General features: G+C 62.6%; 5 protein-coding genes. All 5 read left to right on the top strand.

What is annotated here, in order from left to right; all coding sequences use genetic code 11:
- Nucleotides 1–84: 84 nt before the first annotated feature.
- Genes CCC_RS06895 through CCC_RS06875 form a run of 5 tightly spaced genes read left to right on the top strand, consistent with a single transcriptional unit; the run spans nt 85 to nt 19,190 of the window.
- Nucleotides 85–15,141, top strand: a complete 15,057-nt coding sequence (locus tag CCC_RS06895; RefSeq protein ID WP_041040501.1) for a DUF4347 domain-containing protein — start codon at nt 85–87, stop codon at nt 15,139–15,141.
- The gene (locus tag CCC_RS06890; RefSeq protein WP_152619722.1) at nt 15,138–15,383 is read left to right on the top strand and encodes a hypothetical protein; all 246 of its coding nucleotides are present in this window, start codon (nt 15,138–15,140) and stop codon (nt 15,381–15,383) included. The genes CCC_RS06895 and CCC_RS06890 overlap by 4 nt, the downstream gene beginning before the upstream one ends.
- The gene (locus CCC_RS06885; RefSeq protein ID WP_009868110.1) at nt 15,380–17,125 is read left to right on the top strand and encodes a TolC family protein; all 1,746 of its coding nucleotides are present in this window, start codon (nt 15,380–15,382) and stop codon (nt 17,123–17,125) included. The genes CCC_RS06890 and CCC_RS06885 overlap by 4 nt, the downstream gene beginning before the upstream one ends.
- Nucleotides 17,122–17,883: an efflux RND transporter periplasmic adaptor subunit gene (locus CCC_RS06880; RefSeq protein WP_236686326.1), complete on the top strand. Its 762-nt coding sequence runs from the start codon at nt 17,122–17,124 to the stop codon at nt 17,881–17,883. Before CCC_RS06885 ends, CCC_RS06880 begins: the two co-directional genes overlap by 4 nt.
- A complete protein-coding gene (locus CCC_RS06875; RefSeq protein WP_041040497.1) occupies nt 17,880–19,190 on the top strand; it encodes an efflux RND transporter periplasmic adaptor subunit in 1,311 nt (436 codons plus the stop codon). The genes CCC_RS06880 and CCC_RS06875 overlap by 4 nt, the downstream gene beginning before the upstream one ends.
- Nucleotide 19,191 lies beyond the last annotated feature (1 nt).

Below are 19,191 nucleotides of genomic sequence, written 5' to 3'. Positions count from 1 at the left end.
TCTATCCCAATGAAAATACAGTCGCAATCTGGCGGCATAGACACTTTGTCATCGCCAGCTAAATGCTAGATTTGGGGACAGGCCATGGGCCACATCAAACACAAGCGTCGGAAGAACAATTTGGGCCTGATGGCCTTGGAGCCGCGCTGGATGTTTGACGGTGCCGCCGTGGTGGACGCCGCCCATGCCGCGCCCGACGCCAGCTCAAAGGCGTTGATCCCCGAAGCACCCGCTCCGGTGCAGGTCCGTGCCGCCGATCCTGCTCAGGATGGCGGGCGGAAGGAGGTGGTATTCGTCGATACCGCCCTGTCCAATTACCAGGCGCTGGAAGCGGCGGTCAAACCAGGTGTCGAGATCGAGGAGATCGGTGGCGGCCAGGACGGCCTGGCCCAGATGGCCAAGTGGGCAGAGACCCATACCGGCTACGATTCCATCTCGGTGATCGGCCAAGGGACGGATGCGGCGATCCAGATTGGTACCCATACGCTCACCGATGCCAATCTGTCCGACGGTGCGACTCGTGCTGAACTGGCCGAGATCGGTTCGGCGCTGAAGGCCGGGGGCGAGCTTCTGGTGTTTGGCGAGAATGGCACCTCAGACACGCAGGGGCAGCAATTTGCCCGCGATCTCGCCGCCGCTACCGGAGCCACCGTAGGCGTATTCGGCGATCCTACCGATTCCACGGGGGGTGACGGCAACTGGATTTTGCAAACCTCCACCGGGGTCATCGAGCTTCAGGCCGCTCAATCGGCGCTGGACGGAAACAGGACCGAGGTGGTGTTCGTCGATACCTCGGTCACCAATTACCGCGATCTGGTGGCGGCGGTGAAGCCGGGCATTGAGATCGAATTGATCGACGGCGGCCAGAACGGCCTAGCGCAGATGGCCGCGTGGGCTGGAACGCATTCCGGCTATGACAGCATCACCATCCTGTCCCATGGCGGTGAAGCTCGTTTCGATCTTGGCAACGCCATCGTCAACGAAGCCAGCCTGGGCGATGCGACGACAAAGGCTCAACTTGTCCAAATCGGCGCGGCGCTGAAATTAGGCGGAGATCTCCTGCTTTACGGTTGCAACGTTGCCATTGGAACGGATGGGCAGAAATTCGTCGATGATCTTGCCAGTGTCACCGGGGGCGTAGTGGGGGCGTCCTCCCACTCAATTGGCAAGGATGGCGGCTGGAGCTTGGATGACGCGACAGCCCCCCTTGACGCGACCCTGTTTTCGGCCCCGGCCTTTAATGGCGACCTGAACAGCCAGCAACAAATCGGTGGCGGTGCAACCATTACCGCCGGCAACAATGTCGTCGATGCCGCAGGTGATGCTTTCGTTTCTGGTTATGTGGTCGGCAGTCTGAGTGGTCTGCCTTCCGGCTATACGTTCGGCTACACCACCGATCAAAGCGGTGGTGTCTTTACCGCGTACAGCTCTGGCGACACCGTCATCGGCTATTCCACCAGCCATCTGGCTCTGAAGACCACCACTGCCGTCTATAACGGCTATCATCAGTTTACGGTCAATCTGACTGGCTATACCGGTCACCCCGATTACGACATCGTTTTCAGCTTCAGCATCACGGGTGGCTTCACGCCGACGCTGACCACGCCGTCCATCAGCACCAGCGGTGGGGTAAAGACTGCGACCAACCTCACCATTTCGGGCTCTTCCAGCAGCACCGATGCCGGCGCCACCATCACGCTTTACGATGGCGCGTCGTCGATCGGCACCACCACTGCCGACAGCAGCGGCAACTGGACCTATACCGGCAATTTTTCCACTGGGACGCACTCCATCACCGCCAAGGCGTCCGAGACCGGCTATAACGATTCCACCGCATCCGGCGCGCTTAGCATAACCGTCGATCCCGGACCGGCCTTTAGCAACGCCAGTTCGGTCACGGTCAACGCCACCCATCCGTTTGCCCTGACCGCCCAGGCCACCGACGCGGCTTCGTCCAGCATCACCTACGCCATCCAGTCCCAGCCCGGTCACGGCAGCGCAAACATCAATCCCAGCACCGGTGTCATCAGCTATTCCCTCAGCCCCGCCAGCTATGTCGGCTATGACAGCTTCGTGATCAAGGCGACCAGCAGCAACAACGTGGTCACCACCCAGACCATCACGGTCCTGATGGACAATCCGCCGACCCTGACCACCTCGGCCACCAACGCCATCTATATCGTCGGGCAGTCGGCGCAGGTGGTGGACGGCAGCATCGCCATCACCGATGCCGACACCCCCAGCAGTGCCGCGGCCTTGGGCGGTGGCACCCTGCGCGCCAGCATTTCGGGTGGCGATTCCGCCAATGACAGTTTGGCCGTGGCCGCCATGACCCTGGGCAACGGCGATGTCATTGCCGTATCCGGCAGTTCCATCACCGATACCGGCACCACAATCGGCACCTTCACCGGTGGATCGGGGGGGGCCGATCTGGTGATCACCTTCGCCAGCGGCGTCACCTCCACCCAGGCCACCGATGTCGCCAAGGCCATCAAGTTCAGCGGCGGCAATACCAGTTCTTCGGCGCAGCGTACCATCACCTTCACCGTTACCGACGGGGTGGGGGTATCGGCGTCGGGCAGCGATACGGCGCGTGCCCTGCTGGGGCCGACCATCCTCAGCTCCAGCTATGATCCCGCCACCGGCAATCTGGTGCTGACTGGCGGTGCTTTCACCACCAGCGTCGCCGATTACACCCTGAATAAGCTGACGCTGAGCGGCGAGGGCAGTTCCACCTACACCCTGGGCAACGGCGACGCCATCACCGGCACGCCCACCAGTACCAGCGTCACCATCCATATCGCCAGCGCCAATCAGGCGGCGGTGGATGCCTTGCTCGACAAAAGCGGCACCAATGCGGTCGGCGGCAACGCCTTCAACATCAATGCCGCCGCAAATTGGGATCAGAACAGCACCTATCACGCCCCGGCAGTGGCGACCAATGCGGTGACGGTTACCAGTAGCGGCACGCCGACATTGACTGATACCAACTGTCCTGCACCCGGCGTGGCGTCCACAGACACCTCGCTCGTCACCATAGAAAGCGGCACGGTGACGGTTGCCGATGCGCCCGATTTCTCGGGCCAGGGAATGTGGAATCGCGGCAATCTGACGGTGTCCATCGGCGCCACCAACAAGGATTACAGCCACGACCAACTGACCATCGCCAGCAGCGGCGGCATTACCCTATCAACGGGAATGAGCACGGGGTCGACGGTATCCTATAACGGCACCGCCATCGGCATCATCGCCAATGGAGCCACCGGCATTCCCGGTCAAAACCTGACCGTTACCCTGAACGCCAGCGCCACCGACGCGGCCCTGGCCGCCCTGGCCCAGGCCATCCGCTACAACGACACGGCCACCACCACCGGCGGTGACCGCACCATCAACTTCACCGTCACCGACATGTACGGGCGCAGCAGCGCCACCCTGTCCAACGTGGTGCATGTCTATACGCCGCCTATCATCTCCAGCGTGGCCTATGACGTCGCCACGGGGCTGTTAACCATCAACGGCACCAATCTGACCCTCAATCCCGGCGACTTCACCCTGTCCAAGTTGACCATCACCGGCGAGGGCAGCGGCAGCTATACCCTGGGGGCGGCGGATTCTGTTTACAGCACCAGCACCACCAAGCTGGTGATCCAGATCGACACTAGCAATCAGGCGACAATGGTCGCGCTTCTGGACAAGGTCGGCACCACGGCGAATATCGATGGCCACACCTTCAATCTGGCGGCGGCGGCGGCTTGGGACGTCAGCGGCAGCATCATCACCGAGGTTGCATCCGCCACCAACACCATCACCGTCAGCAGCAGCGGTACGCCGACCCTGACCGACAGCGGCGCCGTCACCATCTATGACATGACAGTGGGCAGCATAGCGACCAGCGTCGCCAGCGGCGCCACCACCGTCACCGGTAGTCCCGATCTGTCGGGCCAGGGCGTGTGGAGCGGCGGCAACGTCACCGCCACCGTGGGCGGGGCGGCGCGTGACACGGCAAACGACCAGTTGACCGTGGGCACGGTCGGCGGCATCACCACATCGGGCAGTGGCGCCGGTCAGATCATTTCCTATAACGGCCATCAGATCGGCACGGTGGACAGCACCAACACCGGCCTGCCCAATCACAGCCTGACCGTCAGATTCAGCGGCACCTATGCCAACGATGCCGCCGTTGCCGCCCTGATCAAGGCCATCCAGTTCAGCGACGCCTCGGGCACCAATCTTGGCGCCCGGACAGTCGGGTTCGTCGCCACCGACGCCTACGGGAAGACCACCTCGACGCTGACCGAAAACGTCACCGTGGTGGCAACGCCGGCCATCAACGGCAACGGCGCGGTGGTGGGTGTCGGTTGGAGTAATGCAGGTGGCGCGACCTTCGCGACGACGTATTCTTACTCCGTCCCCCTTGCCGTTGCCGCAGGCCCTAATGGCGCGCTCTATGCGGCGTTTTCAGCAAATGGCGGGATCGGCCATGTATATTCCTACAATGGCAGCTCGTGGAATGAGATATTTACAGTAGGGCTTAATGATCCTAACGCAATCAGCATGGCCGTGGCCCCAGCAGGCACGCCAAACGCTGGGACGCTTTATGTTGCATCATCAAGTAGTTATCAAAGTTTTTACTATAATGTCGACATAACGACATACCTCAATGGCGTCAAGACATCATCTATTGTGACGTCATCGGGGACGGCTGTGAAGGGTGTCGGCCCCTCGATTGCCGTTTCATATGATGGCACGGTCGATGTTGCATATTTTGGTGTCTCTGGCTCGTCGTATCTGTATTACGCGACGGTCATGACATATAACGCCTCGGCCAATTCGTGGACGCAGGTTGGGCCCGGGACGCAAATCCCCCTCAATACGGTGGATAATAGCGCACACGATCCCGCGTCATTATATTACTTCGGATTCGCCCCAGGAACTGATAATATATACATCGTCGATGCTTCATATATTGGCGGAATAGGAAACATTGTAAACGCATACTATAACAATGGTGGCTTCTATTGGAACCAGATCCTTTCAAATAGCCCATTTTACTTTAAGCCTACCTTTGCCTTTTCCTCAAACGATACACTTTATTATGCCGTAAGACCTGACATGAGCAGTCCGGAGGTGGTCAAGGCATACAGTAATGGAAGCTGGACCCAGATAGGCACCAATACGACTCTTACCCCCTCTTCCCAAGTGGCGTTGGCCGTCGGTTCCGACAACACGGTCTATCTTGTCGATGGAACAACGGTATACACCTATAACAGCGCGGCAAATTCATGGAATACGTTTGGCCCCGCCGGTAGCATAAGCAGCTACGGTAATGTGGGGATGGCCATCGCATCTACCGGCTCTGTGTTCGTTGTCGGCGTCGATTTCAGCAACAATCTGAGTGCCTGGACCTATTCCTATCCCGGTGTCTTCTACGATCCCTACACCGGCAACATGACCATCAACGGCACCAACCTCACCACCAACATCGCCGATTACACCCTGGGCGACCTGACCATCACCGGGGCGGGCAGCGGTTCCTACACGCTCGGCAATGGCGATGCCGTCACCAGCGCCACCAATAGCGCGGTGACCATCAACATCGCCAACGCGAACCGGGCGGCGGTCGTGGCGCTGCTGAATGCCGGCGGCACCTTCGCGCTTGATAATCACAATTTGAACCTGGCGGCCCTTCGCGGCTGGGACACCAGCGGCGGCATCATCGCCCCGGCCTACAGCATCAACACCATCGACGTGGTCAGCACCGGCACGCCGACGCTGACCAATTCCAGCCCGATTCCGCCCGCCGATTCGTCGACCGGCAGCACGGCGATGACCATCGACACCAGCGCCGTCACCGTCACTGATCAGCCCGATTTCTCGGGAACCGGCGTGTGGGCCGGCGGTAACCTGACGGTATCGATCGGCGCCACCAACAAGGATGCCAGCCATGACGAGTTGCTGGTGGGGAACGTCGGCCAGATCAGCATTTCCGGCACCACTGTGTCGTATGGCGGCACCGTCATCGGCAGCGTCCAGACCGGTGCCACCGGCATTCCCGGCCAAAGCCTGACCATCAAGTTCAGCGGCTCGGCCGTTACCGACACGGTGGTGGCTGCCTTGGTCAATGCCATCCAGTTCATGGATACCGGCACCACCACCATCGGCGACCGTACGGTGACCTTCACCGTCACCGACGCCTATGGCCGCAGCAGCGCCGGGATGTCGGATATCGTCCATGTGGTGTCCGGCCCCACCATCTCGGGCGTCACCTATAATCCCTTTACCGGCGTCCTGACCCTGGTCGGTGGCAATTTCGTCGGCAGCACCGGCAATGTCACCTTGGGCGACCTGACTGTCAGCGGCGAAGGCGGCGCGTCCTTGACCCTGAGCGGCGCCAATTCCAGCGTGACCGCCATCACCTCGACCAGTTGCACCATCCAGGTTGCGGCGGGCAGCCTTCAGGCGGTCAATGCCATCCTCGACAAGAATGGCACCACAGCCTGGGGCGGGCAGAGCTTCAACCTGAACGCCACCTCGTCATGGGATGCGTATAACGGCGTCACTGCACCGGCGTCTCCCACCAACGCCATAAACGTCAGCAGCACCGGCACGGTGACGCTGACCGACACCGCGCATGCCACGCCCACCGATACCAATATCCAAAGCACGGCGGTCACCGTCGATTCCAGCACCATCACCGCCAATGACGCAGCCTATTTCAGCGGCACCGGCATTTGGAACTACGGCAATCTGACGGCCACCATCAGCGGCGCCAATGCCGACAGCGCCCATGACCAGCTGGCCATCGCGGCCATCAACGGAATCACCACGTCAGGCAGCACGGCGGGATCGACGGTTTCCTATAACGGCAACCAGATCGGCACTATCGCCACCGGAGCCACCGGTACACCGGGACAAGCCCTGACCATCAAGCTCTCCGGCCAGTACGCCACCAATGCCGCCGTGCAGGCTTTGGTGGGCGCCATCCAGTTCAGCGACAACGGCACTACCAGCAGCATCGGCAATCGCACGGTTACCTTCAACGCCTCGGATGCCTATGGCCGCAATGCCTCAATTGTCGACACGGTCAATGTGCTGGGCGTACCGCAGGTCAGTTCCGTCGCCTATAATCCCGCTACCGGCATTCTGACGATTACCGGCGCCAACCTCACCACTCTGGCCGCCAATTATACCCTGTCGGGCCTGTCAGTGACCGGCGAGGGCAGCGGCACCTATACGCTGGGCAATGGCGATTCCATCAGCGGTTCGCCCACCGCCACCAGCGTGGCGATCCAGATCGCCAGCGCCAATCAATCGGCGCTGGATGCCATCCTGGACAAGAGCGGCACCGCCGCCCTGGTATCTACCACCCATACCTTTAACCTAGCAACCACTGATGGCTGGGATGCCAACGGCACGGTCTCGGCCTTCGCTCAGGCCTCCAACACTATCACGGTGACCAGCACCGGCACGCCGACGCTCGCCAACAGCAATCCGACCATCGCATCGGGCACCACCATCGGCAGCACGCCACAGACCATCGACACCAGCACCATCACCGTCACCGACGCCCCCGACCTATCGGGCCGCGGCATGTGGGCCGGCGGCAATCTGACCGTGGCGTTCGGCGCCACCAACCACGACATCGCCCAGGACATGCTGAACGTGGGGACACGGGGCGGCATCACCATTGCTGGGTCTTCGGTTTCCTATAACGGCAATGTCATCGGCGCGGTGCAGACCGGCGCCACGGGGGCGCCCAACCAGAACCTGACCATCAAATTCAGCGGTTCCTATGCGACCGACGCGGCGGTGGCGGCCTTGGTCAACGCCATCCAGTTCAGCGATGCGGCAACGACCACGGCCGGTACCCGCAACCTGACCTTCACCGTCACCGACGCCTATGGCCGCAGCAGCAATGCCTTGGCGGAAAAGGTCTATGTGACGCCGGATACGCCGCCCACCTACGTCAACGGCAACGATACCCAGACCCTCAATACCGGCCGTAATAGTGCGGTGACCATTTCGTCGTCCACGCTGTCGGTCAAGGATACCGACGTCAATCAGAACGAGACCTGGTCGGCCAGCATCAGCCCCAGCCACGGCACGCTGTCTTTCTCGAAAACCCTGGCCAGTTCCGGCAGCACCAACATCGCCGGGCCAGTGGTCACTTACACCCCCACCACCGATTATGTCGGCAGCGACACCTTCACCATCCAGGTCAGCGACGGCCAGGGCGGCGTGGTGGCCAAGACCTTCAACATCAATGTGATCGCCCCGGTGGTGCAAAGCATCGTGCGCACCGGCTCGGGCACGGCGACCAAAGCCACCACCGAATCCTTCACCGTCACCTTCAACGAGGCGATCAGCGGCCTGAGTACCGCCAATTTCAGCTTGGGCACCACCGGCTCGGTGACCGGCACCATCGGCACGCCCACCAGCGGCGACGGCGGCAAGACTTGGACGGTGGCGGTCACTGGTGTGACGGGGACTGGCACGCTGGGCCTCAATCTGCTCAACAACCTGACATCCATCACCGACAGCTACAGCCTGTCGCCCAGCAGCGGCTTTACCGACACCGCCAGCCTTTACACCATCGACAACACCGCGCCGGTGATCAGCAGCGTCACCCTCAACGCCGCCACCTACAAGATCGGCGGCACGGTGACTGCCACCATCACCACCGACGCCCATGACGGTAACGGGGCCTATACCCTGACGGCGGGCAGCACCATCGATGGCGCGACCCTGTCCGGCTGGAGCTACAACACCACCACCCATTCCGGCACCGCCAGCTTCACGGTAACCACTTCGGTGGCCGATATTCTGAGTGGCTCGGTGCCGGTCAGCGTCCAGGTGGCCGATGCTGTGGGCAATACCAGCACCGCCTATACCACCGGAATTGCCAGCACCATCATCGACAGCCACGCACCCACCGCCATTGCCGCGTCCAGCACGACGGCGCCGTTGGCGGCCAATGGCGTGGTGGGGACGCTGTCCACCACCGATGCCAGCACCGGGGCGGAAAGCTTCACCTATGCCATCACCGGCGGCGCCGATGCCGCCAAGTTCCAGATCACCGGCGGCAATACGCTGGCGGTGGCCAACGCCACCACCCTGACCGGCAACACCAGTTATACCGTCAACGTGCGCAGCACCGATGCGGGCGGCAATGCGTACACCCAGACGCTGACCCTGACCGGGGCCAGCGGCCCGTCCTCCTCGGCGGGCGGCACACTGACCTATAACGAACGATCCTCAGCGGCGGTGATCGACACCGGGGTGACTCTGGTCAACGCCACCGGTGCTGCCAACATGACCGGGGCGACGGTGCGAATTTCCTCGGGCTTCGTAGCGGGCGACGTTCTAGGCTTCACCAACCAGAACGGCATCACCGGCAGCTACAATTCCGGCACTGGCGTGCTCACCCTGTCGGGGGCTGCCAGCTTCGCCGATTACCAGACGGCGCTGCGCTCGGTTACCTTCGCCGCGCCCAATCTTTACGAAACCGCCACCTCCAGCCGCACGGTCACCTGGGCCGGCACCGACACCAACGGCACCGGCGCCACCGCCGCCAGCACGGTCAGCGTGGTCTATGTCAATGCTCCGCCGACCCTGTCCTTGACGTCGGCGGCCAGCGCCTCGATCAATACGGCGGCCGGGGCCAACGGCGGCACCACCCTGTTTACCGGGGCCAATAGCTCGGCCGTTGAGGCGGGGCAAAGCATTACCGGCGTAACCCTGTCGGTTAGCGGCTTGGCCGATGGATCGTCCGAGCAGTTGCGGATCGGTGGCACCTGGGTGTCGCTCACCTCGGGAGCCAGCGGCACGGCGGGCGGCATCGCCTATTCGGTGGGAACCATCACCGGCGGCGCCGCCACGGTGACGCTCAGTAAGACCGATACGGCCAGCAACTGGAACACCACGATCGGCGGCCTGTCCTACCGCGATACCGCCGCCGGCTCGTCTACGGTGGGGGCACGCAGCTTCACCCTGACCGGCATCAGCGACAGCGGCGGCACCGGGGCGGGCGGCAGCAGCACGACCACGCTTTCCAATCAGGCGACGGTCACCCTGTCGGCCAACGATATCCCGGTGGTGACGGTGCCGGGTGGCCAGACCATCAGCAACACCAGCGCCAACGCCATTAGCGGTGTCAGCGTCGCCGATACGGTCAGCGGCGGCTCGGTCTCCGCCACGGTCAGCGCCCTGCATGGTACGCTGGGCTTCACCGGGGCCGGCATTACCGCCAACAATTCCGGGTCGGTGACCATTTCAGCCGCCAGTGTCAATGCGCTGAATACCATTCTGGGCACCCTGACCTATACGACCAGCCTGACCACTTCCGGGGCCGACACCATCACCGTGTCGATCAACGATAATGGCGGCAGCTTTATCGGTGGGGCCAAGACCGCCTCCAACACGATCGCGGTCAGCGTCACCAACGGCAATCCGGTGGTCAACGCGCCCACCAGCCTGACCGATACCCTGAGCGGTCAGTATTCGGTGACTGGCATCAGCGTCGCGGAGGCACTGTCGGGTCCATCCATGACCGCCACGCTCAGCGACAGTCGAGGCAATCTGCATGTGACGGCGGGCGGCGCCACGATCAGCGGCAATGACAGTGCCAGCGTCACCATCACCGGCACCCTGGCGCAGTTGAACGCGGCTCTCGCCAGCCTGACCTACACCACCAGCCTGACCGCCACCGGCAGCGATGTCATTTCCATCGGTGTCAGCGATAACGGCAAGAGCGCCAGTTCCTCGGTCAATGTTACCGTGAATGGCAACGATACCCCCATCGTGACCGTGGCCGGAGCGCAGAGCTATCACGACACCAATTATCACGCCATTTCCGGGGTATCAGTCAGCGATTCGCTGGGCGGCGCCAGCGTTACCGCGACTCTGACGGCCAATGGCGGCACGCTTCAGGTCACGGCGGGCAGCGGCATCACCATCACCGGCAATGGCACGGGCAATGTGACCATCAGCGGCACTCAGGCGGTGGTCAATACCGCCTTGGGCACCTTGAAATACGCGACGACGGCCACCGCCACCACCAGTGACCTGATCACCGTCAGCTACAACGACAACGGCACCAATTTGGTGAGCGGCGCCAAGAACGCCAGCGCCACCATCTTCGTAAGTCTTACTGGCAATGAATCGCCGACCATCACCACGCCCGCCGCGCAAAGCTATACCGACGCCCTTCAGCACGCCATTTCCGGGCTGGCCCTGGCCGACACCTACAGCAATTCCAGCATCACGGCAACGATCAGCGATCTGCACGGCAATCTGAATTTCACCGCCAGCGGCGGCGCCAGTATCGGGTCCAACAACAGCGGTAGCGTCACCATCACCGGCAGCCTGGCCGATGTCAGCGCCACCCTGAACAGCCTGAAATACACCACCACCGCCACCACGACCACCAGCGACACCATCAGCCTGTCGGTCAACGACAATGGCGCCAACGCCAATCTGATCGGTGGCAGCAAGACGGCCAGCACCAGCATCGGCATTGCGCTGACCGGCAATGACACTCCGGTGGTGACGGCGCCCGGTTTGCAGAGCTACACGGACACCAATCAGCATGCCATTTCCGGCGCTTCGGTAACCGACACGCTGTCGGCCGCCTCGGTGACCGCCACGGTGACGGCGCAATCGGGCAACCTCAACTTCACCGCCAGCGGCGCAGCCGGTATTGGCAGCAACAACAGCGGCAACGTCACCGTCAGCGGCAGCCTGGCCGATGTCAACGCCACCCTGGCCAGCTTGAAATACACCACCACCGCCACCGGCACGGCCACGGACACGGTGAGTGTGTCGATCAATGACAACAACACCAACGGGGTCGGCGGGGCCAAGACCGGCAGCGCAAGCTTCCAGATCAACCTGACCGGCAACGACGCTCCCGTTGTGACGGTTCCGGCCACCCAGGACATCACCGATCTGAACGCCCATGCCTTGAGCGGGATCAGCGTCAGCGACACCTATACCGGCACTACCGTCACCGCCACGGTATCGACGGCAGGCGGCACACTCACCGGGACCGGCTTTACCAGCTCCGGCCCCAGGACCATGACCATCACCGATACCCTGGCCAATGTGAATACGGCCCTGGCGACGGTGCAATATGCCGCCGCCGACAATGGCTCCGGCGGTCCCACCGCCGACGTGGTCACCGTGCAGATCAATGACGGCAACAGTACCGGCGTGGGTGGGGCCAAGACCACCAGCCGCACCATCGCCATCACCCTGGTCAACAACGACACGCCGTCCATTACGGTGCCGGCCCAGCAGGTTCTGACCGATACCAACGCCCACACCATCTCCGGGATATCGGTCACTGATAGCCTGGATGGCACGAATTATTCGGCGACGGTCTCCGATACGTCGGGCCTTCTGTCCGTGACTACGGGCAGCGGCGGCGCCACCATCAGCGGTTCCGGCTCCACCAGCGTCACGGTTTCCGGCAATACCCTGTCGGACGTCAACGCGGCGCTCGCCACCCTGACCTATACCGCCACGGCTACCACCTCGGGTGACGATACCATCACCGTTTCCGTTGGTGACAACGGCAGCACCAAGGCCCGCCTGACCGGCGATCATACCGGTACCGCCACGGTGGGCGTGGCGTTGCTTGGCAACGATACTCCGGTGCTGACAATGCCGGCCCGTCAGTCGGTAACCACCAGCGCCGCCAACGCCATCTCGGGCATTGCGGTGTCTGATACCTATAGCGGTACCAGCCTGACCGCCACGGTGAGTGTCTCCAATGGCACCTTGTCGTTCACCGGCAGCGGCATCACTGGCAATGGCACCGGCAGCGTCACCATCAGTGCCGCCAGCGTCAGTGCGCTGAACACCATCCTGGGCACGCTGAACTACACCACCACTCTGACTGGCACTGGGGCTGACTCCATCACGGTCACGGTGGATGACGGTGGCGCCAGCCGCATCGGTGGCAACAAGACCGCCACCGCCTCGGTGAACGTGGATGTGATCGGTAACGATAGCCCAGTGGTCAATGTCGCCAGCGGCCAGACGGTCAGTGATTCCCTAGCCCATGCCATTTCCGGAGTCGCCTTCACCGATGGGGCGAGTGGCGCCAGCGTCACCGCCACGGTGACCGCCCAGCACGGCACTCTGAATTTCACTGGCAGCGGCATCACCGGCAATGGTTCGGGCAGCGTCACCATCAGCGGGACGGCCTCGGCGGTGAACACCATCCTGGGCACGTTGTCTTACACCACGACGGCCACGGCCACCGGGCTGGACACCATTTCGGTCACCGTCAATGATGGTGCGACCACGCTGGTGGGCGGCGCCAAGAGCACCACCAATACTTTCCTGGTCGATTTGATCGGCAATGATGCCCCGACGCTGGCGCTGGCATCGGCGCAATCCTTGAGCGACATGAACGCCCATGCGTTGTCCGGGATCGGCATCACCGATGCCTATAGCGGCGGCACGGTCACGGCGACCATTCACGACACCACCGGTCACTTGCATGCGACCAGCGCGGCGGGTCTGACCGTTTCTGGGGACAACACCGCCAACCTGACCTTGTCGGGCGCTCTGTCCGTGGTCAACACGGCGCTCGGTACCCTGACCTACAGTGCTACCACGTCAGGCGCCGACAACGTCACCATCAGCATCAATGATGGTGGCACCAGTCTGATCGGCGGGGCCAAGACCACCAGCGGCATCGTGGAAGTCTCGGTGGCGGGCAATGACGCGCCGACCATCACGGTGCCGACCGCCCGAACCTTCAACGACACGATCCAGCACGCCATCGGTGGCGTGGTGGTGGCCGACACCTACCACAACACCTCAGTGACGGCGACGGTGACCGCCCAGTACGGCAACCTCAATTTCGTCAACGGGGGAGGCGCGGCGGTTGTTGGTGGGAATGATACGGGGTCGGTGACCATCACCGGCTCGTTGTCCGACGTGAACATCGCGCTCAGCACCCTCAAATACACCACGACCCGTTCCGTGCCGGGCAATGACGACATCGCCGTCACCTTTAATGACAATGGCACCACCGCCAATCTGCTGGGCGGCAGCAAGAGCAGCACCGGCTATGTCTTCGTGGCCGCCACCACTGCTCCCACCGGGCCGGCGACGTCTGGCACGTCGTCTGTGCCGCTCAGTGGCTCCGGTGGCGTTCCAGGGTCGACGGTGAGCATCCGTGATGGCGGCACCGTCATCGGCACGGCGACCGTGGGCGGCGACGGCACCTGGACGTTCTCGGCCACCGCGCCCGAGGGCAGCCACAGCTTCACCACCCAGCAGACCGATCCGCACGGCAATGTTGGGCCGCAATCGACTGCATTGACCACGGTGGTTTCGTTGCCGAAGCCGCCACCGCCACCCCCGCCACCGCCGCCGCCTCCACCGGTGGTCGAGGCCCCCAAGCCAAGTGGTCCCACTGGGCCCGAGGCGCCGACGATGATCAACTCTATCAGAGCGGCTGTGTCGGACACTGCCGGATTCAATCAAGGCAGTCAGGGGCGCGGTGATGCCGTTGCCGCCAAGGTTGCGGCCTTGACCTCGGGTGGCGGTTTCCAGGTCGTCGTATCGACGGCTGCAGTGAATGCGGTGCGTGATGGCGCATTGTTCGTGGCCAAGGGCATTCCGACCGTAGAGGTGACCTCCAACGTCATCAGTTTCGCTGTTCCGTCCGATGCCTTTGGTCATTCCAACGCTGATGCAGGTATCCAGCTTTCCGCCAAATTGACCGATGGACGTTCGCTACCGCCTTGGGTGTCGTTTGATCCCACCAAGGGGACGTTTGTCGGCGAGGCGCCGATCGACTTCAAAGGCACGCTGTCGGTGGTTGTGGTTGCCCGTGACAGCGCTGGCCATGAGGTGGCCACCACCTTCCGTATTCAGGTTGGCGGTGGCGCGGCAAGGGATGGCCAGCCTGCGGCCAAACCAGCAGCGCCTGGTGAGGCTCCCGCCAAGGCCGTTCCGGCTGGCCGCACTGGTGATGCCGGATCAACCCATGACGGGAAGGTGATCAAGCTCGGTAACGCTCCGGCCGGGAAGCTCGCCTTCACCCAGCAATTGAAGCAGGCCGGACGCAATGCCGCCTATATCCGCAACGCCGCTCTGGCGGCACTGGTGGCGCGGTCATGAGCATCATGAAGCGTAAGGAGGACCTCCCTCTGACGCCTGGAACTCGCTTCGAGAAGGTTGGCCTGTGGGGGTCGGTCTGGACGGTCGAGGATGTCTTCCGACCTCACGGCCTGCCGAACCATGCCCGGTTGGTTGAGACAAATTCGGGCCGACGGATGACGGTTGCCGAGTCGGTGCTCCGCGATCCGGAATGTTTTGCTGCTGCAGGCGTTGCTACGCGCTTTGGGGACATTGAACGATGAGCACCACGACCCTTTCCTCCACCCGCTTGACCCGATTGCTGGCCGCCGTATCCACCGTCGCCCTGCTGTCGGCCTGCGCGCTGACCCCAACCCCTTACAGCCAGGATGAATTCGCGGCCCGTGCCAAGGCTGATCGCGCCGCCATGTTCAATGGCCAGGAAGCCCTGTCCAAGCCTCTGACCCTCAACGAGTCCGTGGCCCGCGTGCTGATGTACAACCTGGACAAGCGTTCCAAGATGATGGAGGAGACGCTGGCCCTGGGCCAGCTTGATCTCGACCGCTTCGACCTGCTGCCCAAGCTGGCGGCCAATGCCGGCTATACCGAGCGGTCATCGCCCAACGCGACGAAATCCCGAGACCTCTATACCCAGACGACCAGCACCTCGAATCCAAGCTATTCCGCCGACAGGTTTTCCATTACCACCGATCTTGGCCTGACCTGGAACATCCTGGATTTTGGAGCCAGCTACTTCACCGCTCACCAGAATGCTGACCGTGCCCTGATCGCCTCCGAGCGTCGCCGCAAGACCGTTGCCAATCTGGTGCAGGAAGTGCGTTTCACCTTCTGGCGCGCCGCCGCCGCCCAGACGTTGAAGGGCAAGGTTACCGAGATCATCACCACTGCCGAAAAGGCTTTGCTCGATTCAGAGCGGGTGGAAAGCGAGCAGCTTCGCAATCCGATCGAGGGCCTTCGCATCCAGAAGACTCTGCTGGAAAGCATCCGCCAGTTAGAGGCGATCGATCAGGAACTGACCACCGCCAAGGCCGAGTTGGCAGCCCTGATCAACATCCCGCCGGGAACGGATTTCAAGTTAGACGTGCCGGAGAAGGGTGGCATGACCATTCCAGAATGGATCATGCCCATCGAGCAGATGGAAGAGGCGGCTCTGATTAACAACCCGGACCTGCGCGAGCAGGACTACCAAAGCCGCATTGCCGTCGATGAAACCCGCAAGGAAATCCTCAAGCTTTTTCCCGGCATCACCCTGTCATTCTCGCGGCAATACGATCAGAACTCGTTCCTGATGGATAATCGCTGGAACGAGGTGGGCACCAAGCTCAGCTGGAACCTTATCAATCTGCTATCGGCCCCCGACCGCATCGCCCATTCGGAAAGCGCCGAACAGGTGGCCGATGCCAAGCGGTTGGCACTCCGCATGGCAGTGCTGGCCCAAGTCCATGTGGTGTCGCACCAGTTCATCAGCGCCGCCAAGCAGTTCGAGCGGGCAGACAAGCTGTGGGGGATCGAAAAGCGTCTGGCCGAGACAGCCGGCAACCAGAGCCGGGGCGGCACTACCAACGAAATCGAGCGCATCAGCACCGAAACCTCTGCCATCGCCGCTGAACTGCGGCGTTTCCAGACCTATGCCCAGATGCAATCATCTTATGGGAAGCTACAGGCGACAATCGGTGCCGATCCGATTCCCAACCGGGTGGCCTCTCATACGCTGGATGGATTGTCGGGCGCCATCGTGCTGTCCATGCCTCCCGTGGTGAAGGCCGATCCCGTTCCTTTGGCCGCCCCCGCCATCATCGAGAGTGTAACTCCCGCAGGAGAGCCCGAACCCACGCAGCCAGGAACCATGGCATGGCTGGGCTCATTCATCTCCAATGGCCTGGCCAAGCCGGCCGATGTCGCCACTGAGACTCCGTCTGAGGCCGAACATAAGGATGTGGTCCGTGACGGCCTGGTCTGGCTGGGTGACAAAATCGGCCGCATGGCGGATCGGGTCGGCGAATGATGAGCTCCCGCCCAGACTCGGGAAAGGGCGGGCTTGCAGCCCACTGGGGATGGGCGGTCCCGGTCCTGTGCCTGCTGTCCTTCGGGGCAGTGGCCCAGGAACCGGTGATTCCGGTCCAACTGGTGGCGGTGCAGTACACCACCTTGTCTGCAGAGCTGCCGGGCAAGATCGATCGGATCAGCGTCAAAGAGGGCGACCGCTTTAAGGAAGGCCAGCAACTGGTGGCCTTCGACTGCGTCATCCAGCGGGCGCAGTTGGATGAGGCGCAAGCCGTCCTGGGGGCGGCGGAGAAGTCCAAATCGGTGCACAAGCGCCTGCTGGAACTGAACTCCGCTGGCACGCTGGAGACCGAGAAATCGGCCTCTGACGCTGCCGTGGCCCAGGCCAAGCTCAACTCGGCCCGCGCTGTCACCACCAAATGCGGCATCACCGCGCCGTTCTCAGGGCGGGTGGTGGAGCAGAAGGCTCGGGCTCATCAATACATCCAGGCGGGCCAGCCCATCCTCGACATCCTCGACGATTCTGCCCTGGAAGCTGAATTCATCGTACCATCCGGCTGGGTGCGCAACCTCAAGCCCGGTCTGGTGGTCCAGGTGGCGGTGGACGAGGTCAAGAAGGTCTATCCGGCCAAGATCGCCCGTGTCGGCGCCAAGGTCGATGCCGTCAGCCATTCGGTCAAGGTGGTGGCCGAGGTAAGGGGTGACTATCCCGAGCTGATCGCCGGCATGACCGGGCGGGTCCAGATGCCCGCCCCATGAATGACAACCCGCTGCTTGCCCTGCTGGGATTGGAAGAACACGCCCGAAAGGCGGCCAATTCTACCGAGCTGGGCTTCGTCATGGTCAATGACAGCCGGGCGCTGGCGTCCTATCGCCAGGCGGCGCTACTGATCGACGGTGAGGGCCTGAAGGCGGTGTCGGGTGTCGCTGGCATCGAGACAGGGGCGCCCTTCACCCTATGGCTGGAGCGGATTTACAAGCACCTCGCCTCGGACGAAATCCGCAAAGCCGATTCCGCTGATCTTGACAGAGCCGATGCCGAGGAATGGGCGGAATGGCTGCCGCCCCATGCCCTGCTGTTGCCGTTGAAAGATCGAGATGGCAAACGGCTTGGCACGTTGCTGCTGGCCCGTGATGAGGAATGGACCGATCAGGACATCGCCCTGTTGGCCCGCGCCTCGGATTTCTACGGCCATGCCTGGGCGGTGCTGCATCACCCGTCGCCCATAACGCAATGGAAGCAGAAGCTCACCGGCATTCCCAAATGGCATCTCAAGCTGGCAGCGGGGATCATCCTGGCCCTGCTGTTCCCGGTGCGCCTGTCCGTGTTGGCTCCAGCCGAGGTGGTGGCCCATAACCCGGCGGTGATCCGCTCGCCCATGGATGGCGTCATCGAGAAGGTGCATGTGCGGCCCAATCAGCCAGTGGCCGAAGGTGATCTGCTGTTCGAACTGGACCGCACCACGCTGACCGGCAAGCTGGAGGTGGCCAAGAAGGCGCTGTCCACCGCCCAGGCGGAACTGGATCAGGCGACCCAGCAGGCATTCTTCGATACCAAGGCCAAGGGCACACTAGCGGTGATCCGCGCCCGTATCGAGGAACGGAGCGCCGAGGCGGCGCAGTTGGAAGACCTGATGGCTCGCTCCCAGGTCAAGGCACCCCGTGCCGGTGTCGCGGTGCTGGATGACCCCGCCGAATGGCAGGGCCGTCCGGTCAATGTGGGCGAGAAGGTTCTGGCGGTGGCGTCCCCCAATGACGTGGAGGTGGAAGCCTGGCTTGCCCCGGCCGATGTCATCGCCTTGGAGAAGGGTGATCCGGTCAGCCTGTTCCTCAATGCCGAGCCGCTGTCGCCGGTTTCGGCCAAGCTGCTTTACGTCACCTATGAAGCGATCCCCCAGCCCGACGGCACCCTGGGCCACCGGGTGCGCGCCGAACTAGCCAAGGGGGAATTGGGGCCGCGTCTCGGTCTCAAGGGAACCGCCCGCCTCGACGGCCATCGGGTGGCGCTGATCTACTGGCTGGCGCGGCGCCCCCTGGCGGTCGTGCGCAATTTCCTCGGGATGTAGC

It is taken from the genome of Paramagnetospirillum magnetotacticum MS-1, assembly GCF_000829825.1.
GTDB lineage: Bacteria > Pseudomonadota > Alphaproteobacteria > Rhodospirillales > Magnetospirillaceae > Phaeospirillum > Phaeospirillum magnetotacticum.
This window is presented reverse-complemented; position numbering and strand designations above follow the sequence as displayed.

Bases quoted from the DNA above. Each gene is read 5' to 3' on its own strand.
- CCC_RS06895 (WP_041040501.1), top strand. From the start codon at position 85: ATGGGCCACATCAAACACAAGCGTCGGAAGAACAATTTGGGCCTGATG.
- CCC_RS06890 (WP_152619722.1), top strand. From the start codon at position 15,138: ATGAGCATCATGAAGCGTAAGGAGGACCTCCCTCTGACGCCTGGAACT.
- CCC_RS06885 (WP_009868110.1), top strand. From the start codon at position 15,380: ATGAGCACCACGACCCTTTCCTCCACCCGCTTGACCCGATTGCTGGCC.
- CCC_RS06880 (WP_236686326.1), top strand. From the start codon at position 17,122: ATGATGAGCTCCCGCCCAGACTCGGGAAAGGGCGGGCTTGCAGCCCAC.
- CCC_RS06875 (WP_041040497.1), top strand. From the start codon at position 17,880: ATGAATGACAACCCGCTGCTTGCCCTGCTGGGATTGGAAGAACACGCC.